A 19,860-nucleotide genomic window follows, 5' to 3' on the forward strand; every position below is an offset into this window, starting at 1 on the left:
TCGGTGCTGGTTCTGCCCGCTAGGTTGTTGTGTTTTTTCGAGGTGTGACTTCGATGTACTTTCGAGCATTAGCGAGGTTCTTCTGGCTGATCAGCGTGTTGGGGTGGGTGTCGCCGAAGACCTGTTCGCATTGTGCGAGGGTGGTCTCGTACAGAGGGATGGCACGCCCCAGATCACCTCTCGTTAGATAGGCGCCAGCTAGATTGTTGCGGCTGATCAGCGTGTTGGGGTGGGTGTCGCCGAAGACCTGTTCGCATTGCGCGATGGCGGTCTCGTACAGAGGGATGGCACGCCCTGGATCACCCTCCGCCAAGTATGCGTCGGCGAGGTTGGTGCGGCTGGAGAGTGTGTGGGGGTGGGTGTCGCCGAGCGTTTGTTCACATTGTGTGAGAGAAGTCTCGTAGAGAGGAATAGCACGGCCCAGGTCCCCTGCCGATTCGTATGCGCCAGCGAGGCAAATTCGGCTGATGAGCGTGTCAGGGTGGGTGTCACCGAGCACCTGCTCGCGCTGGGCGAGGGTGGTCTCGTAGAGAGGAATGGCCCGGCCCAGGTCCCCTGCCGATTCGTATGCGCCGGCGAGGCAATTTCGGCTGACCAGTGTGTGGGGGTGGGTGTCGCCGAGGGCCTGTTCGCATTGCGCGAGGGTGGTCTCGTACAGGGGGATGGCACGCCCTAGATCACCCTCCGCCAAGTATGCGTCGGCGAGGTTGGTGCGGCTGGAGAGTGTGTGGGGGTGGGTGTCGCCGAGGATCTGCTTACGCTGCGCAAGGGTGGCCTGATGCAGAGGGATGGCTCGTTCCAGGTCCCCCGCGGTTTGGTAAGCGTGGGCGAGGTTGTTGCGGGTGGCCAGCGTGTCGGGGTGGGTGTCGCCGAGGGCCTGCTCGCGTTGGGCGAGGGTGGTCTCGTACAGAGGAATAGCCCGGCCCAGGTCCCCAGCCGTTTGGTATGTGTAGGCGAGGTCGTTGCGGGTGGTCAGCGTGTCGGGGTGGGTGTCGCCGAGGATCTGCTCGCGTTGGGCGAGGGTGGTCTCGTAGAGAGGAATGGCCCGGCCCAGGTCCCCTGCCGATTCGTATGCGCCGGCGAGGCAATTTCGGCTGATGAGCGTGTGGGGGTGGGTGTCGCCGAGGATCTGCTCGCGCTGGACGAGGGTGGTCACGTACAGAGGAATGGCCCGCCCCAGGTCCCCTGCCGATTCAAAAGCCGCAGCAAGGTTGTTGCGGATGGACAGGGTGTCGGGATGGGCGTAGCCGAGGACCTGCTCACGCTCGGCTAGTACGGCCTCAGAGAGGGAGATGGTGCGGGCGGTGTGGCCTTGCTGGTGAAGTCGGCTCGCAGCGGCGACGTACGCCTCGGTGAGGGCAGCGTTGTGGTGTCCGGGAGGAGTAGTTGCAGCGAGGTTTACCAGATGAGGCGTAAGGGAGTCCCACTGGTTGTTGGTGGTGTTCTCCTGGCCCGAGGGCGGGGTGAGATGGCGCAAGGTATTTTCTTCGGCGCGACTGCGCCCTTGGAGATGCCGTTCGGAGTAGGTTCCGACGGCATCTTGGGGGGTGCGCAGGACAGTTTGGACCATGCGGTGGATGGTGACGCTGCTGCCCGTGTCGGTAACCATGCTGTATGCGGCCAAAGTACCGATGGCCTCCGCAATGTCGTCCGGCTCTATATCAGATGGTGTAAGCAGGGTATGCGGGATGTCGTCCGGGGCGAGCCAAGCGGCGGTATGCAGTACCTCCACAGCAAGTGAACTACTCTCCTCCAGGGCGTGGAAAGTAACGTTCCAGATCTGCGCGATGGTGCGCTCGGCGTTGATTCCGTGGGCGGCCTTGGCAAGTTTGGCGCCCAGACGGCGACGATAAGAATCGAGACTGACACCGAGGTTCTGTGTTAGATAGGCGCCAGCCTGCCTAATCGCCAGAGGGAAGTGCCCGAGGTCGGCAGACAGAGCCCGAGCGTCGGCCTGCTGCCGCGGTGTAGGAGCATCGGTCTTGAAAATGAGTCGGCACAGCAGGATGGTGGCGTCGTCAGGGCTCAGATTGCCCAGGATCAGAGTGGGGATGCTGTCGGGCCAGCCCGTGGTGCGGCGACTGGTGGCCAGGTGGTGCCCCTGGTGGAGTGCCCCGGTGTACGGGGCAAGGTTTCCGGGGTCCTCGACGTTGTCGTAGACCAGCAGCCAGCCGGGATTCCAGGCAAGCCACTGCATCGCCCACGCCACCTGTGCAGCGCGTCCGGCCGTAGTCGACCAGTCGGGGACCAGCATGTGCGTGAGGTTGGTGAGGGAGGTCTCGATCTCGTCAGAGGAAGCCGCGTTGATCCACCAAATTAGCGTGTAGTCGTTGCGGTAGCGGTGGGCGTAGTACAGGGCAAGAGCGCTCTTACCGATCCCGCCGAGGCCGTGCACGGCCCCACTCTGAGTAATGGCACCTTCGCACTGCTTGGTCAGAATACGGCGCAATCCGGCCAGTTCCTCATCACGTCCCAGGCAGAGTGCAACCGGGGCCAGGTTCGAGGTGCCCGGTGCTGCCGTGACTTTCGCTGGCGCGTGCAGCGCCTCGGATGGCAGCACGTCCCCGGTATAGGCGATGCCGATCCGCTCGGCCGCTACCGACCGGTGTCCTCCAGCCTCGATACCCTGCCGGGACATGGCGGCGTCCGTGCTCATGGGCGGGGCGGTGTGTGGCCGTCGCCGGTGATCGCGGTACCGATGTGTTGGGCGGCAATCGACCGTTCACCGGACGCGGTGACGGTGAGTGGGCCTGCGGCCAGAACGGGCAGCAACGCGGCCAATTCTTCCTGTAGCTCGTGGTCATTCAGCAACGTGCGCTTGAGCAGCCTGCCCAGCACGGCTGTGGTGAACACGTCGTCCTGTTCGTCGACGGCCTCGTCCACCACACGCTCCAACTCGGCCCGGCCGGTTTCGTCCCCACGCCGCCATACCACTTGGAGGATCCGCTGCCCCAACCCGACTGTGGCGTCGGCAGCTGCGTCCTGCGCCCGGGTTAGCACCGCCGTCCCGTAGGCACTCACGGCGGCCGTCACAGCAGGACCAGCCTGCTGCACCCACTGCGCGATCTCCGCACTAACCACACCCAACCCCCTTCACGCATGCACCCGTTACCGGGGCATCTCCGGATGTTCGCGCCAAGGGTAGGCCCTCGCAGTGCGATGTGCCGGGTGTGCAGGGATATCTAGTGGAGGCACGGCACAGCAGGTGTCTCGCATTTCATGCGTGGAGCTGGCCAGCACGCCGTCGGGCGCGGGCCGGTGGAGCAGAGTAGGAAGCCAGCCGCGCCGACGCCGGTCCTTGTTGAAGTAGGTGAGGTTCTACGGGGCTCGGACCGGGTGCCTGGCGCGCGGTCGGCGGTGCGTTCGGGGTGGTCCGGCCCGCGGCGGCCTCGCGCTCCCTGTGTGTCGGTCGGTGGAGGATCTCGTCGAAGGTGGCCTGGACGCCCGTATGGTCGATGTAGTGCATAACCAGGAGGGCTGCCGATCTGAAGGTCCTTGAGCTCCTTGTCGGGCATATGAGCGCCTGCCCCCGGCATCCGCCGTTGACCAATCTCTCTCACCTCACCTGCTATGCGCGGGCGTTCGCTAGCCCGTGACGCGGGCTGCCCGCTCGCGGAGTTCCTGAGCCTCGGGGACGCCGTTGTACCGGCGCAGACGGACGCGCATGTCCTGGAGCGCGGCTTGGACCTTCACCGAGCGGATGCCGTCGGCGCAGTCCAGGAACTCGCTCCAGGTGGCCATGGCGCCGTCGACGTCGCCTTGGCGCAGGCGCACGCCGCCGAGGTCGGCGAGGACGATGGCGCGGGTGCGGCGGCGGTCGAGGCCGTGGATGTCCAGGGCGAGGTGGAGGTGTTCTTCGGCGGCGTCGAGGTCACCGAGGCGGGAGAGGATCATGCCGGATTCGTGGGCCCAGCGGCCGGGGGAGTAGTGGGCGGCCCAGGACTCGCCGGCTGCGGCGGTCGGCTTGCCGATGGCGGTCTCGGACAGGGCGAGGTGCTTGGTGGCCATACGACGGTCGTCGTCCTGGGCGGCGGCGTTGGCGAGGGTGGCCTCGTAGTAGGCGACGGCCCGCGGGTTGTCGAGCTGGTGACCGTACTCCACGCAGGCTTCGCCGAGTTGGACGGCTTCGGCGCGATAGCCGAGGTCGACGCACTGGACGGCGAGGCCGCGGAGAGCGGTCGCAGACAGCTCCGGATCACCGGCCTCCGCCGCCAGGCGGAAGGAATGCGCGTAGTAGCGCTGGGCGAGTCCGCGCAGTTCGGGGGTGTCGCCTTCGTCCTGAGCCATCCAGCCGGCGAGGTGGACGAGCTGGGACGTAGCGGCGAACAGGTCGCGGCCGGTGGTTTCGGTGAAGTGGCCCGCCAGCCAGGGCGCGACGTCTTGGGTTAGGTAGCGGACGGCCAGGTGGCGGGCGTGCCCGCCGCCGAGTTCGGAGGCGGAGTCGCCGAGGGCCTTGACCATGTGGCGTACGGCGGCCACCTCGCCCTGGCCGACGCGGATGGCTCCGGGAAGAGCGGTCTTGGTTCGGCGGGTGATGCTGTCCATGTCGGGCAGGCCGAGTGCGGACAGCGCGTATCCGCTGGAGGCGAGGATGAACTCCCGGCGTTCCACGTCGCTCCTTCCCAGGTGCAGGACTGATGCAACGGTATCTGTGTGGGGTGCCGCAGGCGTGGGCTCCGGGAGGTTGATCGCCTCGGGATCCAGTGCCAGGACCTGTGCGAGGTAGGGCCACCAGTGGCCGGGGGTTCGTTCGCCTTCTATCCACCGCCTGGCGTGCTGACGCTGCAGGCGGCGCGGGTCACCGCATTCGGCGAGGCCGAGAGCACGTGCCAACTCTGAGGGGCCCCAGCCGCGTTCTTGGCAGGCCCGCTTGATCAGTTCCGCGACGGCCGGGTTCCTCGGCACCCCGTCACCCCTCCCCACCTGGATTACGCGGGATTACGCAGGACTACATCCTGGGCCCTGTCCCGGGAGCGCGGCCCGTCGTTCACTGAACATCACCCCGCAGATCTCCGATTGGCTCGAATAGGCCCTGCTCAGGGCCTGTTGGTGCCTGCCCGGACACGTTGAGAGGAACCGCCGGTGGCGATGCCCCCTGACAACGCACGGACCCGCATGATGCCGCTCTCGCCCCGACCCAGGGCGGCACAAGGCTCCGCACTCCGAGAGGCGGTCCGATGAGCCGTTCCCGCGTACCCAACCCGCTGGAGACCGCACTGAGCTGGGTGTGGGCGCTAGGCACGGCTGCAGGGCTCGCCATGGTCGGACTTCTGGCCCACACCGAGCATTCCTCCGCACAGATCCCGTTGGCGCAGCCGACGCTCAACGGCGAGGACGTTCCGTTGGCCGGCGGCCCCGTGTAGGCGCTCCGGCCCGTCCTTGCCTCTCGACAGGGGCGCGAGGTCCGAGCCCCATCGAGTTCTGGCCGCAGGGTGCTCGCGGAGCCCTGCAGGCGTACCCGCTCCGCATCATCAGTGAAGGGAAGCCGATGTCCAGTCCGTACAACAGCGACACGTATCCCCTCCCCGTGTCGGTCGCGTTCAGCGGCCCCGACAACACCGGGAAGACCAAACAGATCGGAATCCTCGCCCGGCGCATGGGCCCGGCCGCGACCTCAGCAGGCCCGCTCGACCACTACGACCCCCGCTGGACCGCCATCAAGGCCGACGGCATGGCCCGCTGGTGGTTCGAGACCGGCCCGGTCGAGGAGGTCGCCGACGTACTCGCCACCTCCTACCTGGAACGCTCCCGGCACCCCTTCTCCGCGCCGGTGCGCCTGTTGGACCGGGGCATCCCGATGCTGGAGGCGTCCGTCGCCGCGACGGTCGCTGTACGAGACGACCTGGACGCCGCGCAGGCCGCAGACCGAGCCCGACTCCTGCTTGCCCCGTACGAGACCGACCTGCGAGCCGCCGAGGAGAGCGAGCACGCCCTCGTCCTCCTGCACTGCGACGACCCGGAGGAAGGTACCCGCCGGAGCCTGGCTCACGAGGTGACCGTCACCGACATCTACGCGGCGTACCAACGTCACCTCCATGAGCAGATCAACCACCTCGTCGTCGAGGGACGCTTCCCGATGGCGATCCGCATCAGCAATCGGCCGACCGTCGCCATCCAGGACGAGGTGCGCCGGCTCCTGGCGCCCCTGCACCCGGACGTGCCCGGCAGGGCTCTGGCAGGAGTGCACGTCACCGCGCTGGGCGGCATGTCGGAGGGCGGCAAGAGCGCGGCCGGCGAGTACCTGCGCACACAGCACGGCCACGCCCGCCTCAAGATCGGCTACCTCATCGAGGACGCGGCCGATCGGGCGGGGATCCGTGACCCCTATCGGCTGGGGTCAGTGGTGCAGGCTGAGTTGATCGTGGACTCGCTGGACCGCTTCTGCCAGGACCACCACTTCCTCGACTCCGTCAGCATCGAGTCGCTGCACGACTTCGACTCGACCGCTGAACTCGCCCGAATGCTCGGTCCGCAACTCACCATCGCCTACCTGGACGCACGCGAGGGCACGCGCACCCGGCGGGGCACCGCCGGGGCCCAAGACGTCGTGGACCGTGACCTCATCAAAAGCGCACGAGGCGCGGACAAGATCGTCTCCATCGCGCACGAGGTCATCGGCAACGACGGGCCGCGCCTGGAGCTGGAGCGGCGGCTGGACCGCATCGCGTTCAACCGCCGCTGGCCGGAGCACCAGCCCTCCACCATGCCGGTCAACGCACTCGGACTCCCCGTGAACCTGGAGTCCTATCTGGCGGAATTCCTTGACCGGACCACCGGCCTGCGCCCGCTGATCGACCTGCTCGCCGTCACCGGAAGCGGAGCCCGGGGCAAGTACCAGCACGGCTGGAGCGACCTCGACGTCCTGGTCGTGGCCGACACCTCCTCCCTCGACGAGATGCGCCAGATCCTCGCGGATCTGGAGACCGAGCTCGGCGGGGTCAAGCTGGGCATGACCGTACTGACCCGTGCCGAGTGCCGGGCCGGCGCCATCACCTCTCGACTGCTTCACGTCCTCGCTCTCATCGGCAGCGGGTCGCTGGTCCCCTTGTGGTCCACCCCTGGCCTGGCTCTGCCCGCTCCGGATACGGCCACCGACGTGGCTGTAAGCCTGCGCGACGGCATCCAGGCCGCCATCGAGATCCGCCGCCAGTTCCTCAAGGGAAGCCCCGACCTCCGCGCCCTCTACAAGGTCACTGCGCTGCTCGCGAAGATCCAGCTCCGTTTCAGTGGGATCGAATGCCCCTCCGACAGCGACGCCCTCACCGTCCTCCTCGACGCCACGCGGCAGGACACGAGCCTGATCACCACCGCCCGCACCGAGCCGCTCGCTGCCGAAGCGCTCGCACTCCTCGTTCTCCGGGCTTGGCTGGACACCCTCCCCGGGGAGACGCGGTGAGCGCGAACGTCCGACGGCCCATAGCAGCAACGGGTGTCTTCCATAAGCCAGTGGCGAACCGGGAGCGGGCCGAAGTCGAGGCGAAGGGATGGGCACAGCTCTCCTCCCGCATCGCGGTTCCGGCCCTTCACGGGCAGATCGCGTTACCGGACAGACAACTCCTCGCCTACGAGGACGTTTTCGCCAACGGCCGGTGCGAACTGTTGATGGGCGATGTGATCGCCCTCGCCGACCGCGATTCGGCCGTCCAGCCCCGTCTGGCCCGCCTCGTGGACGGGGTCTGCGCCGACCTGCGAGCAGCGGCTGAGGAAACCGGGAGGAGTGTGCCGCTGGTCGAGTGCGTCCCGGACCTTTACCTCGAACGCATTCGCCCCGGTAGCCGACTCGACCGCTGGTATCTGCGTCGCGACCTGTCACTTGCCCTGCCCCACACCGATACGACCCTCAGCCTCCGGGAACTGGCTGGCTTCACCCTCACTGCCAACGGCATACCGCTGACGTTGAACGTCGCCGACACCATCGACAACGTCCGCCTTGCCCTGGCTCCCGATCGCCGCAGGCTCGCCGTCCTCACGCAGGGCGATCCCACGGAGCCCAACATCGCCGACCCGCTGTGCTGGCTCGACTTCGAGTTCGCCGGGCGCAACACCATCGCGGGCGAGGCCGCCAACCTGCTCTGGTACCTGATGGCCCTGGGCGGCTGGCTCGTTCCCCGCTACCAGCCCGACGTGTACGCCCGCACCCTCCGCCTCGCCCTGCCGCCCCTGACCCGCCCGCGCATCGAGCACCTGGAACTGCACCGGCCCAGTCGGCACATCGATGTCCGATACTCCTGGAACACCGGCCCCGGCCGCGCTGCGGCCATCACCCGTGTCCTGGACGGCCTTTGCATGGAGAACGGCAGCGGCCTGGAGGAGATCCGTGCCTTTCTCGCCCTGCGCGTTCTCGGCGTCATCCCGCCCTCCCGGCTGACCGGGCACGACCTCCTGCTCGTCCTGATCAAACTCGCCGAGAGCCAGGACCCGCACACGACGCTCGACACCTTCTTCACCACCGCACCGGCCCCGCACCTCCACCCCGGCGAACGGAGCAGCAATGTCCCTGCCCCTGCTTGAGACTCCTCTCCAGACCCGGCCGCTCCAGGGCCGCACCGCCCTGGTCACCGGCGGGGCCACCGGCATCGGGGCCCAGATCGGACGGGCGCTCGCCACCGCCGGAGCAACCGTGGCGGTCAACCACCTCGGCCAGGACCCCGACGCCCACGCCCTCCTCGCCGACTTCGAGCGCGCGGGCAGCCCCGGGATCGCGGTGAACGCCGACCTGACTGATCCAGGCAGCGTCCAGACCATGGCCAGCCTCGTCCGCGCCGAGATCGGACCCGTCGACATCCTGGTGAACAACGCCGGTTCCTACCCCCGCGTTGCCTGGCATGACACCGACGAGACCGCTTGGAACTACTCCCTCGACGTGAACCTCACCGCTCACTACCGCACCTGCCACGTGCTCACCCCTGGCATGATCGAGCGCCGCTGGGGCCGGATCGTGAACATCGGCAGTGTCAACGCCCGCGCCGGCCGGACGAACCTCGTCGCGTACAGCACCGCGAAGGCCGGGCTGCTGGGACTTACCCGCTCTCTCGCCCGCGAACTGGGCCCGTACGGAATCTGCGTCAACACCGTCATGCCCGGGGCCATCCAGGTCGAGGCCGAGAACACCCTCCCCGCCCAGCACCGCGCGCGGCCGGAAGACCAAATCAAGCGCCAGTGTGTCCCGCGCCGTGGCCGGCCTGAGGATGTCGCGGCCTTGGTGGCGTTTCTCGTGGGCCCCTCCGCCTCGTTCATCACGGGGCAGTCCGTCCACGTCGACGGCGGCTGGCTGCTGCACTGAGACCACCAACAAGCGAGGAAACAAGCCGAAATGATCGAACGAGTCCGCGCTGTCTTGATCACCGCCGACGAAACGATGCTGGTCATCCGCCGCACCAGGCCCGGCATCCCCGAATACTGGGTCCTGCCCGGTGGCGGCGTCGAACCCAGCGACGAGTCCCGGGAGGCGGCCCTCCATCGGGAGATCCACGAGGAGATTGCGGGGAAGGCCGACATCATCCGCCTCCTCCACACGATGGAGTCCGACGATGAGCGGCAGCTCTTCTACCTCGCGCGCATCGCGACCTGGTCCTTCGACGACCGCACCGGTCCCGAGTTCAGCGCCGCAGGCCGCGGCGAGTACGCGCTAGAGGAGATTCCGTTGACCACGGAGGGGCTCGACGGTATCGACCTCAAGCCCGAGGAGATCACCCACGTCCTACGGGGAGCCATCAATGCGGGAAGCCTCGGAGTCGAGGCATCGCTCTGAACCTCTGAGTACGTCAGCACGCCATCAGGGCCGACTCTGAGATGAGTCGGCCCTGATGGCGTCCGTACGCGCTCCGGGCTTAACGTCGCGCCTCGATGCCGCACGTCCTGGGCGTAGTAACGGGAGCCGAGCCCCGCCCGCGTCTCCTCAAGCCCGAGCGGCGCTGCTACTGGACCAGCCGGAGCACCGGCTTCTGTTCCTGAACGTCCAGCAGGTTCTGCACCCTCTCGCTTGTCCACGCCAGCTCATGAGCCAGTCGGGAGATCGATAGGCCAGCTTCGCTGGCAGCCAGCTCGAAGGCCCGGCCAAGCAGCGAAGGCCGTTCACCAGGGAAGTTCGAGACGGATTCGGCGGTGAAGCCCGGCTGGCCGTCGAGAGCGCGTAGACGCTGGTACGTCCGGCTGGCAGTCGCGTCGGAGATCAGCCCCAGCTCGCGGCATCGGTAGACGAGCGAATGGAGGGAGACTCCCCAGACCCCCCTGAGCTCGGCCAGGCGTGCAAGATCCATTCGCCGCGGCAGGAACGGCAGGATGCTGTCCTGAGGGGTCAGGAACTCGGCGGCGAAGGCATCAGCCTGCTTCTCCTGACGGCTGTCACCGGTGGCATCGGCGTGAAGCACGAGGTGGCCGAGCTCATGGGCAGCTGTGAACCGGTGCCGATAGATGTCGTCGGCCCGGGCGGCGGTCAGAACGACGAGTGGCCGTGCTGCGCGGGTGGAGAAGGCGTCTACGCTCGCGGCAGAGGGATCGCTGGCAGGCGGCATAACCACCACGATCCCGTGGGACTCCATCCGCCTCACCAGATGCGTGACAGGGCCGTCGCCGAGGCCCCAGCGCCTGCGGAGCTCACGGGCAGCGGAAGCGGGGTCGGTGGACAGCTCTTCGCCGGGATGGACCTCCCCACCGGCGAAGCCGGGCAGATCGACGAGGGGCAACTGGACTCGCTGTTCCAGCGCGTATGTGAGCTCCCAGACCTGCTCGGCGAACGCGAGCGCACGTTCCCGCTGGGACTTCGGTGTGCTGCGCAGGCTTCGGAAATGCGCCATGGAAGCGTCAAGCCGATTAGCCGGCCTCCCCAGCAGGAAGAACGTCACGGGAACCCCGAGGACCTCTGCGAGCCGGGGGATCAAGTCAGGTCGTGGCTTCGACACCCCTGTCTCGTACTGCCCCACGGCTGCAGGCGTCACCCCGAGCCCGGCCGCCACGTCCTTCTTCGTCATCTCCGCCAGACGGCGAGCTTGCGTCACCCGGGTGGGATCGAAGAGGTCGTAGACGGCGCGGGGCGTGACGCCTCGTTCTTCCGTACCGGGAATGAGGTCTTGCTTAGTGGGTCGCATCGTCTTCGCTGCTCTGGTCCTCAATGGGTTCTGCCTCGGTCTGCACGGGTACGTGCAGGGCCTGGTCCGAGGCGGTACGAGAGGACAGCGTAAGGGTGGGTTCGAGTCCTTCGGCGAAGCCGGTGTGTGCCGTGACCTGGCCCGGAATGCTGATCGGGCGCAGCGTGTACGAGGTGACCTCCTGAGGCAGGTGGAGCGGCTCCGGATCGGTTGCCCACTCCAGCTGCCGGTTCATCCCGAGCGCCGCGATGCCCCAGTACGCCTCAAGGAGCTCGGAGGCGTTGCAGGCGAAGGGAACCAGAACCAGCTGGGTGCCCTCCGGGACTGTCGCCAGAGCGCCGCGCGGCTCGGCGATCGGGACGGTCGGCCCGAAGTCGAGGTCGAACGGAACCTGAGTGTGCTTCGGCGCCGGTGCGAACGTGAAGAGTTCCCGTACCAGCCGGGACCGGCTGGGGATGCGTGCGCTACGTACGTCCGACTTGGTGTTGGAGTACCGGAACGGGTAGATCAGCCCCTTGCCGATGAGCATCAGCTCGTACGAGAAGCCAAATGGCTTGACCGCGCGGGCGCCGGGGACCTGCTTCAGTTCGTCCTGAAGCCGCTCATACTGGTTCTCGTACCGGCTGGTGCCGTAGACGCGGGTGGTGCGGGAGGCGGCTTGTTCCTGCGCGGCCTGTGCGTTGGCCTGCATGTTGCGAAGGCCCTGCCCGACGCGGCAGCGTGCATCTGCTGCTTGCTCGCCGAACACGTCGGTCGTCCACAGTGACGAAGGCATACTCATGCGGACGACTCCTCGGGTCGGACTACGCATCGAAGCATTCCAGTGCGGCTTTGACTTTAGTTGATGTCGGAGATTTTGCACAACTGCTTTGGTGCTCGGCGTTTCTTTTGCCCATTCGTCACTGGCGTGGCCCCGAGGAGGTCGTGGCGCGTGGAGGAGATGCTGGGCCATTGAGCATGGGTGCTGGAGGCTGTGCTCCCTGCCCGGGAGCTGCCTGTTCCCTAAAGGAACAAGGCAGGCGTTCCCTGAGTGAACGCCTGCGCCGTTCCCTCAGGGAACGGCGCAGGCGTGGCGGAACTTGCCTCTGCCGGCTGATGGCTGCGTTCCTCGGGCCCAGACCTCTCACAGGCGGCGAGCCAGAGTGGGCTCCTCGGGGTGAGGTTCAGCGCGTGCGGCGCTGCTGGCGGGTATTGGTCTGGCGGTAGGCGGCCGACGGGGATGCCAGGGCGCGGCTGGTGGTGCCGGCGGTCAGGTCGGTGAGGCGGTGGAGACGCCAGGTGAGGACTTCGCTGAGGCTGGTGGCGGTGTCGGTTTCCCGTCGGACGGTGGCTTGGGTGAGGAGAGCTGTGGGCTTGTGGCCGACGGCTTCAGCCCGCGCGAGGGTGGCGGCGAGAGACGGCCAGCCGGGCTCCGCGAGAATCTGTTCGGCCAGCTCGGGAAGAGCCCGGCGAAGTGTGTTTTCCTGTCGGCGACGCAGAGTCTCAGTCAGCCGTTCCCCGCGCTGCCGAAGCGTGGTCAGGGGCTCGGTGGCGGTGGCCCGGTAGGCGGTGCGGAGGTGCGGGATGGTCTGGCGGGCGGCTTCAGCCTGCTGGTGGTGTTCCCGGGTGCGATGCCAATGCTGGGCGGCGATGACCGCGAGCAGGAGGGCGTCGAGGACGACCGTGAGGAGGGCTCCGTCCTGTGGGGCGGGCTCGCGCAGGACCGCCTTCACCGCGCAGCGGGTGGCCTGGGCCTGCTGGTGCTGGGCGCGGATACGGGATCGGGCGGCGCGCTCGAAGACGGTGGCGGCTTGGACGAGCTGTGGCCGGAGGCCGACAGGGGCTACCAGAGGGAGTGCGTCGAGGGCCTCGGCGAGGACGATGATGTGGGCCTGTCCTGCCTCGTCCTCGTCGTGGGCGAGGTGGTCAGGGGTCTGGTCGACGGCGACGGCGAACCGCCGCCAGGCCGTGGTGCCAGTCCGCTCCGTCAGTTTCGTCTCGGTGGCTGTCAGGCGTTCGGCGATCTTGGGATAGGAGAGATCGGGGGCGAGGGTGGAGCCGGAAAACCACACCGGCTCGCCTTGGGCGTTGGTGTCGCCGTTGAGGGCGACCTTGTAGCCGCGGACATCGCCGGACGGCAGGTACTGGACGTCGACGAGGGCACCGGTCCCCTCGATGATCTGGAAAAGCTCCGCTGCGGTCGTGGCCGCCGAGACTGCTGTGCGGACGATGGTGCGCAGGTGCTCGCGGGAGGTGCGGGCATTGCCCGTGCGGCGCGCCTTCTCCTGCTCGGCGCGGGTGGGGCGTTTGGCGGCGGTGTGGTCTCCGCGCGGAACCTGGCGGAGCCCGTATTCCTTCTCGATAGCCACGAGTTCCTTGTCAGCGCGCAAGAAGTCGTTCCAGTTCCGTGCTGGGCGGAGGTCGCCTCGGACCTTGGTGGCGACGATGTGGATGTGGTCTTCGGCGTGGCGTACGGCGACCCACCGGCAGGCGTCGGGGTCGCCGTCCGGAGCGATGCCGGCGGCGTTGAGCACGCGGCGGGCGATGGCTGCCCACTCCTCGTCCGACAAGGGCCGGTCCTCGGGTGCGGCCCGGACCGAGCAGTGCCACACATGTTCCTTCGGCGCCTTGTCCCTGGCCTGCTTTACGCGCAGGTCGAGGGCTGTGGTGAGTTGGGCGAGGGTGGCCTCCGAGTCACGGCCGGGGTCGGGGGCGAAGCCGTCCCACGAGGCGATGAGGTGAGGGTCGGTGTGCTCGTTGGCACGGCCGGGTCCGTAGAGGTAGTTCAGGACGCCGCGGGTCTTGTGGCCGGGCTTGACGATGTTCGCGATCAATCAGATGGCCCGGTGCTGTGTGGCGGCCACATCGGCGGCGATGTCGATCGTTGTGGCTGCCTGGCGGGCCAGGACCAGAACCCGCGCGGCCTCCGTCAGCACCGTCTTGTCCCCAGGGTGTGGATTGCTTCCCGCGTTGAGGCGGTGGGCGATCTGGTTGACGTTCGTACCGATCCGCGCGACCTGCGTACGCAGTGCGGCCAGCTCGTCGATCAAGTCGTCTGTCGCAGTGCGCCGGTCGGGCAACGCGTAGTCGCCGTGGAGCTGGGCCATGACCAGGGCCCCGACGAAGTGAGCGCCGGCCAGCCCGAGCCGATGTGCCTCGGCCTTGATCTCGCTCTTCTCCTCCGCGCTGTAGCGGACATCGACCCGCTCGGTGCGCTGGACGTCCTGGCGCGCACGACGGCTGGCGACCCGGTGGAGCGCAGCTTCTTCAGCGGCCCGCACCACACCGTCGTTCGTCCTGGGAGCGCCCTCGCTCCCAGGTGTCCCCGTCACCCCTGGGGCGGGCACTGCGTGGGACCGGCCCTTGGACGGTCCAACGTCATACCTTGCTCCGCCTGGTGCCTGGGGGCGATTCGTCTGCCGTCTCGGTCTGCTGGGGGGTTCGTGCTGCGCGCCGTGCATGGGTCTCTTTCCGAGGTGGGAGTGGGGCGTCGTACGGTGGCCGGTCTTCGGCCCTGGACGGTTGCGCTGGCCGGGACTCGGTCAGGGCCTTCGTGGGTGAGGGCGACCGGGGAAGAGTGCTGCAGGGACCACGTCATTGATCTCGATTTGGTCGCTGCCGAGATCTCCGCGCGTCTTGGCCGCCATCGGCATGAAGCGCGATGCCGGTCCGAGAGACCTGGACACGGCTTGTTGCACACGCGGCGGGGACCGACTGCGTCGGCTGCTGGTCCCCGCTGGCCTTGTCCCGCCCTCGGAGCTCTGAGGCGTGAGCTCGGGGGCCGACCGTATGGCGCAGGGTCCGCACTGACCTGCGGTTTCCCTGCCTCTTCGGGGACCGGTCCCCGAAGAGGCAGGGGACAAGAAGGAGCTTGGTGGGGACCGGTCCCCACCTGAGTCGGGGACCGGTCCCCGACTGCCCGTCAGGGGGACCGTCCCCAGGGGACCGAGCTATGCGGGGACCGGTCCCCACTGTCCCCGCGGACCGGCCGGGTAGGCGAGGGCGCTACACCGCCGGGACCGGTTCATCGAGGGCCGCCAGCAGAGCTGCCAGGTGCGCCTCCGGCCGGGTCATTTTGGCGCTCGCTGACCCGCCACTGGGGCTGGCGGCTGAGTGCGGCGCTACTGGGGCGGGGCTCCGCTCGCGAGTGATCCACGCTCGCCAGTCGGCACCCCACGCGGCACCCGAGCGTGGAGACCCGCTGGCCCGGAAGGCCCGCCACTTGTCGTCCGCCACTCGTACGCCCTCCTCGCCGAGGCGGGTGAGGTGCCCCTCGCTCCGCAGCCAGGATTCGCTGCCTGCGTCGATCTGCCATTGAGAGGCGGGGATGGGTGCACTGCTGCTGTACCTACTGGTTCCTATTGGTTCACTTCTGTTCTGGGGGTCAGATTCCGTTCCCCCGAGGTACCGGATTCCGGCACCTCCCGGGGTTGGATTCTGTACCCCGGGGTCGGATTCCGGCCCGTCCGTATTGCTGCTGGAGGTAACGGATTCCGGTACCTCGGGGGTTGGAATCTGGCCCTCTTGATGGGTCGGATTTCGAACGTACTCGGTCATGAAACGGGCGGCTTCGGGGAGGCGGTAATACGTTTCCCCGCGAGGCCCTTTGCGTCCGTCGAGGCGGACTATCTCGCCGCTGGCGACCAGTTTGTCCAGTGCGTCCCGAACGGCGCTGCGCGACGCGTTCGCACGTCGCATCAGGGCTGGGACGGAGGCGTAGGCCGTGCAGGTGTGGTCGATGCAGCGATCGGCGATCAAGGTGAGGACCATGCGGGCAGTGCCTTTGCTGAGGCTGTGGTCCCATACCCAGACGCGGGCATCGTGGCTCATGGTTCGGCGGCTCCTCGAAGCAGGGGGTGGTGGCGGTGGCTGTGAATCGCGCGACGGCGGTGCTGCCGTCGGACGGAGCTGGCGCACCGAAAGCTGATCCGGGCGGCCTTCATGTCAGCGACTGGACCAAGAAGGAAGCCACATCGCCTCGCGCAAGTCCAGGGTTACTTCGCACAAAGCGAGCAGCCGACGGCGAACGCCGGTGGAACGCGGTCCGAAAACGATAGACCCGAATCGGCCGTTCACCAAGAAATTCATGCCGGCGGCGCCCGTGACCGATTCGCCTTTGGCTTCAGGTCAGCAAAAATGTGGGCCGGATCCCCGACTCCGGTACTCCCGAAACCTGCTGGGCGTCGAGGCAACATAGACGCACATCGCCGGTTAACCAAACCGGCGATGCAGAGGTATCACTACGGGACGCCGAAATAGTCCCAGCGGGGGCAGCGCGATAGCTCGAAGCGGTCGCGACGCCCGTACGTCTGCCTCAGTGGGCGCGCCCCCGCATGGGCGCATCGGTTGTTGACCCGCCGCCTCGTAGAAGGAACACCCTTGCCCCGACCCGCAGTGATCACCGCCCCATGGCCCGCCGACACGTGGGAGGAGGCGGTCTCGAATGGCTGACCGCCTTCTCGGCGTGGCCGAGGCAGCCGAACGTCTCGGTGTCGGTGAGCGATTCATCCGCCGCCTCGTATCCGAGCGCCGTATCCGATACGTCAAGGTCGGCAAGCACGTCCGCATCTCCGACACCGCGCTGGACGCTTTCGTAGAGGCGCGTACGGTCGAGCCGGTCCGTACTCGCCGCTCCGGGTTCAGGGCTGCGGCCTGATGGCCCGTCCGCGCCAGAAGGCTCCGCGCCGCACGTTCGGCGCGATACGACAACTGCCCTCGGGGCGATATCAGGCCCGCTACCCCAGCACGGCCGATGACACCCTGCGGCCCGCGCCGGAAACCTTCGAGACCAGGCGCGATGCAGAGGCGTTCCTCGTCCAGGTCCAAGCGGACCAGATGCGGGGTGACTGGCTCGACCCGACCGCCGGCGAGGTCTCGTTCGCCGACTACACCACGCGCTGGATCGCTGAACGCGGCCTCGCCCCGACCACTGCTGAGTTGTACCGCCGGCTGTTCCGGCTCCACCTGGAGCCGACGTTCGGCGAGATGAACGTCAACATGATCAGCCCCGCTCGGGTCAGAGCCTGGCGTGCGGAGCGGTTGTCCGCCACCGGTGCCACCACGGTTGCCAAGACGTACCGGCTCCTCAAAGCCGTGATGGAGACCGCAGTCGAGGACGACATGCTGCGCAAGAACCCCTGCCGTATCCGCGGGGCAGGCCGCGAGGACGCCGACGAGCGACCCGTGGCGGCGGTCGAGCAGGTCTTCGCCGCGGCAGAGGTGATCGGCTTGCGCTGGCGCCTCATGGTTCTGCTCGGTGCCTTCGCCTCGATGCGGCCCGAGGAACTCGCCGAGCTCCGTCGGCGGGACGTGGACCTCGACGCCGGCACGCTCTGGGTTCGCCGTGCCGCACCGGAGCTCAACACAGGTCACCGCGTGGTCGGCGCTCCCAAGTCCCGGGCGGGCCGAAGAGAGATCGTGCTGCCGTCATTCCTCCACGAGGACGTCCGCCGGCACCTGGAATGGTTCGCCCAGCCGGGGGTGGACGGGCTTGTCTTCGTTGGTGAGAGGGGAGCGGTACTGCGCGGCACCACGTTCGGCCGCAAGTGGCGCAGGGCCCGGGACAAGGTGGGGCTGCCCGAAGGCTTCCGCTTCTACGACCTCCGGCACACGGGCAACACGCTCGCGGCCGACACCGGTGCCAAGCTCAAGGACCTCATGGTCCGGGCCGGCCAGTCCTCCGAGCGCGCGCAACTGATCTACCAGCACTCCACCAAGGAACACCAGCGCAGGCTTGCCGCCAACATCGATCTCGACGTACGCCGCCAGCAGTCGGCTGCAGCCCCGGGGAATGGCAGGGCGACCGTTCACCCGCTGGTGCCACGTCCGCCCGGACCGTCCGCCCCGCGGGCTGCACGGCGTTGATCGCGCAGGAGCAGGCAGTCCGCACTGCGCTTGTGACGCAGGGCACTTGGAAGGGGTCTCGCGATGCGGGACCCGGTAGGGGAGCGCTCGCACTCAGGGATGACGGATCCACTATTGATGCAGATGGGAAGGGTCGTTATGGCACGCGAATGGCACGAGCCCTAAAACTGGTCTAGACAACAAACAAGGCCCTGGTCTCCGACCAGGGCCTTCATCATGGAGCGGGTGACGAGAATCGAACTCGCGCTCTGAGCTTGGGAAGCTCATGTTCTACCATTAAACTACACCCGCGTGACGCCCTGGCTGACCAGCGACGCATCGTTCCACACTGTACCCCATCGCAGACCCCCCGAGGCGTGAGCCCGGGTGTGGGTCGCGGTGGGTCGGGTGTGTGGAGGGCTCATGTTGTGCGGGGTGGATGCGAGTGGGTGGGGCGGGAGTTGGGGGCGTAGCGTGGGGCGTCGGAGTGCCGCGTGGAGTAACGTCCCGTTCATCCCCTAATGTGGCTTTCTCGTCCACGGCTTGATGGGGAAGGGACTTGATGGACTCCTTGGAGCGCACCGTCGTCCGCTGTGCCGAAGGGCACGTTTTCGCTACCGCCTCGTTCCCGATGCAGCAGCTCGGGTCCGGGCGGATCGGTCCCGGGCGGCTCATCCGCTGTCCTCGTTGCGCCCGGTTGCGGCATGCCGTGCCCGTGGTGTTCGAGGAGCGGTAGGGCTTCCGGGAAGGTGGCGACAGGCGCGCGGGCGGCCCGATGTGGGCGGGTCCGCGCGTTCTGCGTATCCTCGGTGGGTGCTTCTCTCAGACAAGGACATCCGGGCCGAGATCGACGCCGGACGCGTACGTATTGATCCGTTCGATACGTCGATGGTGCAGCCGTCGAGCATCGATGTGCGGCTCGACCGCTACTTCCGGGTGTTCGAGAACCACCGCTATCCGCATATCGACCCCGCGGTCGAGCAGGTCGATCTGACGCGCACCGTCGAGCCGGACGGGGACGAGGCGTTCATCCTGCACCCCGGTGAGTTCGTGCTCGCCTCGACGTACGAGGTCATCTCGCTGCCCGACGATCTTGCCTCGCGGCTGGAGGGCAAGAGTTCGCTCGGGCGGCTCGGGCTGGTGACGCATTCGACGGCCGGGTTCATCGATCCGGGGTTCTCCGGGCACGTGACCCTCGAGCTGTCGAATCTGGCGACGCTGCCCATAAAGCTCTGGCCGGGGATGAAGATCGGCCAGCTGTGCATGTTCCGGCTGAGCTCTCCGTCGGAGTTCCCGTATGGCTCCGAGCGGTACGGGTCCCGGTACCAGGGGCAGCGCGGTCCGACCGCGTCGCGCTCGTACATGAACTTCCACCGGACGCAGGTGTGACGGCTGATGAGTGACGAAGCACGGGAGAACCTGACGTACGACGCCTTCGGGCACGCCGTGCGGGAGTTGGCGCAGGCCGTGGCCGATGACGGGTACGAGCCGGACGTGGTGCTGAGCATCGCCCGTGGCGGGGTCTTCGTCGCCGGTGGGCTGGCCTACGCGCTGGACTGCAAGAACATCCACCTGGTGAACGTGGAGTTCTACACGGGGGTGGGCACCACGTTGGAGATGCCCGTCATGCTGGCGCCCGTGCCCAACGCCATCGACTTCTCGCAGAAGAAGGTCCTGATCGCCGACGATGTCGCCGATACCGGGAAGACGCTGAAGCTGGTGCGTGACTTCTGTATCGACCACGTCGCCGAGGTGCGTTCCGCGGTCATCTACGAGAAGTCGCACTCGCTCGTGCAGTGCGAGTACGTGTGGAAGAAGACCGATCGTTGGATCAACTTCCCGTGGAGCGTGGATAAGCCGGTCGTGCGGCGCAGCGGGCAGGTTCTGGACGCCTGAGCGCGGCGTGCGCGCGGACATGGGAAGACCCCCGGGGCCCAGCGGGCCCCGGGGG

Annotated in this window: 16 protein-coding genes and 1 tRNA gene; 9 read left to right on the top strand and 8 right to left on the bottom strand. The window is 67.6% G+C overall.

The features are described from left to right. Positions 1 to 19: 19 nt before the first annotated feature. From ACFVJX_RS17200 to ACFVJX_RS17210, 3 genes are all read right to left on the bottom strand, one after another. Positions 20 to 2,656, bottom strand: a complete 2,637-nt coding sequence (locus ACFVJX_RS17200; protein ID WP_385744971.1) for a tetratricopeptide repeat protein — start codon at positions 2,654 to 2,656, stop codon at positions 20 to 22. Further along, positions 2,653 to 2,883, bottom strand: a complete 231-nt coding sequence (locus tag ACFVJX_RS17205; RefSeq protein WP_384122943.1) for a hypothetical protein — start codon at positions 2,881 to 2,883, stop codon at positions 2,653 to 2,655. The genes ACFVJX_RS17200 and ACFVJX_RS17205 overlap by 4 nt, the downstream gene beginning before the upstream one ends. Before the next feature lie 702 nt (positions 2,884 to 3,585). Further along, complete coding sequence (locus ACFVJX_RS17210) at positions 3,586 to 4,611, bottom strand: tetratricopeptide repeat protein (RefSeq protein ID WP_384122945.1); 1,026 nt, start codon at positions 4,609 to 4,611, stop codon at positions 3,586 to 3,588. 566 nt (positions 4,612 to 5,177) lie between these two features. Here ACFVJX_RS17210 and ACFVJX_RS17215 point away from each other — a divergent pair. The 5 genes from ACFVJX_RS17215 (at position 5,178) to ACFVJX_RS17235 (ending at position 9,751) form a co-directional block, all read left to right on the top strand. After that, positions 5,178 to 5,363, top strand: coding sequence for a hypothetical protein (locus tag ACFVJX_RS17215; RefSeq protein WP_384122947.1), 186 nt, complete (start codon positions 5,178 to 5,180; stop codon positions 5,361 to 5,363). A gap of 125 nt (positions 5,364 to 5,488) precedes the next feature. Further along, a complete protein-coding gene (locus tag ACFVJX_RS17220; RefSeq protein ID WP_384122949.1) occupies positions 5,489 to 7,396 on the top strand; it encodes a nucleotidyltransferase domain-containing protein in 1,908 nt (635 codons plus the stop codon). 50 nt (positions 7,397 to 7,446) lie between these two features. Next, positions 7,447 to 8,511 (top strand): hypothetical protein, encoded by a 1,065-nt coding sequence (locus ACFVJX_RS17225; RefSeq protein WP_384122951.1) that lies wholly within the window; start codon positions 7,447 to 7,449, stop codon positions 8,509 to 8,511. Continuing rightward, entirely contained in the window at positions 8,492 to 9,283 is a 792-nt protein-coding gene (locus ACFVJX_RS17230) for an SDR family NAD(P)-dependent oxidoreductase (protein ID WP_363068778.1), read from the top strand. Before ACFVJX_RS17225 ends, ACFVJX_RS17230 begins: the two co-directional genes overlap by 20 nt. Before the next feature lie 30 nt (positions 9,284 to 9,313). After that, positions 9,314 to 9,751 carry an NUDIX domain-containing protein gene (locus tag ACFVJX_RS17235; protein WP_384122953.1) on the top strand — a complete coding sequence of 146 codons (438 nt, stop codon included), beginning with the start codon at positions 9,314 to 9,316 and terminating at the stop codon, positions 9,749 to 9,751. A 166-nt stretch (positions 9,752 to 9,917) separates the two neighbouring features. Here the strand turns inward: ACFVJX_RS17235 and ACFVJX_RS17240 are convergent, their stop codons facing one another. The 4 genes from ACFVJX_RS17240 to mobC form a co-directional block, all read right to left on the bottom strand. Beyond that, the gene (locus ACFVJX_RS17240; protein WP_363068782.1) at positions 9,918 to 11,087 is read right to left on the bottom strand and encodes an XRE family transcriptional regulator; all 1,170 of its coding nucleotides are present in this window, start codon (positions 11,085 to 11,087) and stop codon (positions 9,918 to 9,920) included. Then, a complete protein-coding gene (locus ACFVJX_RS17245; protein WP_384122955.1) occupies positions 11,074 to 11,868 on the bottom strand; it encodes a hypothetical protein in 795 nt (264 codons plus the stop codon). The genes ACFVJX_RS17240 and ACFVJX_RS17245 overlap by 14 nt, the downstream gene beginning before the upstream one ends. Before the next feature lie 382 nt (positions 11,869 to 12,250). Then, positions 12,251 to 13,900 (bottom strand): relaxase/mobilization nuclease domain-containing protein, encoded by a 1,650-nt coding sequence (locus tag ACFVJX_RS17250; RefSeq protein WP_384122957.1) that lies wholly within the window; start codon positions 13,898 to 13,900, stop codon positions 12,251 to 12,253. Further along, on the bottom strand, positions 13,901 to 14,350 hold the full coding sequence (gene mobC / locus ACFVJX_RS17255) for a plasmid mobilization relaxosome protein MobC (protein ID WP_384122959.1): 450 nt from the start codon (positions 14,348 to 14,350) through the stop codon (positions 13,901 to 13,903). Between the two features lie 2,159 nt (positions 14,351 to 16,509). On the opposite strand from mobC, the gene ACFVJX_RS17260 reads away from it, so the two are divergent. Then, positions 16,510 to 16,722, top strand: a complete 213-nt coding sequence (locus ACFVJX_RS17260) for an excisionase family DNA-binding protein (protein ID WP_384122961.1) — start codon at positions 16,510 to 16,512, stop codon at positions 16,720 to 16,722. Continuing rightward, positions 16,722 to 17,930 (top strand): tyrosine-type recombinase/integrase, encoded by a 1,209-nt coding sequence (locus ACFVJX_RS17265; protein WP_384122963.1) that lies wholly within the window; start codon positions 16,722 to 16,724, stop codon positions 17,928 to 17,930. Before ACFVJX_RS17260 ends, ACFVJX_RS17265 begins: the two co-directional genes overlap by 1 nt. Before the next feature lie 217 nt (positions 17,931 to 18,147). On the opposite strand, the gene ACFVJX_RS17270 is transcribed toward ACFVJX_RS17265, so the two are convergent. Beyond that, positions 18,148 to 18,221, bottom strand: a tRNA-Gly gene (locus ACFVJX_RS17270). A 501-nt stretch (positions 18,222 to 18,722) separates the two neighbouring features. Between ACFVJX_RS17270 and dcd the strand changes: the two genes are divergently transcribed. Both dcd and ACFVJX_RS17280 read left to right on the top strand, forming a co-directional pair. Then, positions 18,723 to 19,298, top strand: a complete 576-nt coding sequence (gene dcd, locus ACFVJX_RS17275; RefSeq protein ID WP_384122965.1) for a dCTP deaminase — start codon at positions 18,723 to 18,725, stop codon at positions 19,296 to 19,298. 6 nt (positions 19,299 to 19,304) lie between these two features. Continuing rightward, the gene (locus ACFVJX_RS17280) at positions 19,305 to 19,805 is read left to right on the top strand and encodes a phosphoribosyltransferase (protein WP_384122967.1); all 501 of its coding nucleotides are present in this window, start codon (positions 19,305 to 19,307) and stop codon (positions 19,803 to 19,805) included. Positions 19,806 to 19,860 lie beyond the last annotated feature (55 nt).

This window comes from Streptomyces sp. NPDC127177 (assembly GCF_042672475.1).
GTDB lineage: Bacteria > Actinomycetota > Actinomycetes > Streptomycetales > Streptomycetaceae > Streptomyces.

Coding starts and splice junctions, on each gene's coding strand:
- ACFVJX_RS17220 (WP_384122949.1), top strand. CDS start 5,489: ATGTCCAGTCCGTACAACAGCGACACGTATCCCCTCCCCGTGTCGGTC.
- ACFVJX_RS17235 (WP_384122953.1), top strand. CDS start 9,314: ATGATCGAACGAGTCCGCGCTGTCTTGATCACCGCCGACGAAACGATG.
- ACFVJX_RS17200 (WP_385744971.1), bottom strand. CDS start 2,656: ATGAGCACGGACGCCGCCATGTCCCGGCAGGGTATCGAGGCTGGAGGA.
- ACFVJX_RS17240 (WP_363068782.1), bottom strand. CDS start 11,087: ATGCGACCCACTAAGCAAGACCTCATTCCCGGTACGGAAGAACGAGGC.
- ACFVJX_RS17260 (WP_384122961.1), top strand. CDS start 16,510: ATGGCTGACCGCCTTCTCGGCGTGGCCGAGGCAGCCGAACGTCTCGGT.
- ACFVJX_RS17215 (WP_384122947.1), top strand. CDS start 5,178: ATGAGCCGTTCCCGCGTACCCAACCCGCTGGAGACCGCACTGAGCTGG.
- ACFVJX_RS17265 (WP_384122963.1), top strand. CDS start 16,722: ATGGCCCGTCCGCGCCAGAAGGCTCCGCGCCGCACGTTCGGCGCGATA.
- ACFVJX_RS17280 (WP_384122967.1), top strand. CDS start 19,305: ATGAGTGACGAAGCACGGGAGAACCTGACGTACGACGCCTTCGGGCAC.
- ACFVJX_RS17230 (WP_363068778.1), top strand. CDS start 8,492: ATGTCCCTGCCCCTGCTTGAGACTCCTCTCCAGACCCGGCCGCTCCAG.
- ACFVJX_RS17245 (WP_384122955.1), bottom strand. CDS start 11,868: ATGAGTATGCCTTCGTCACTGTGGACGACCGACGTGTTCGGCGAGCAA.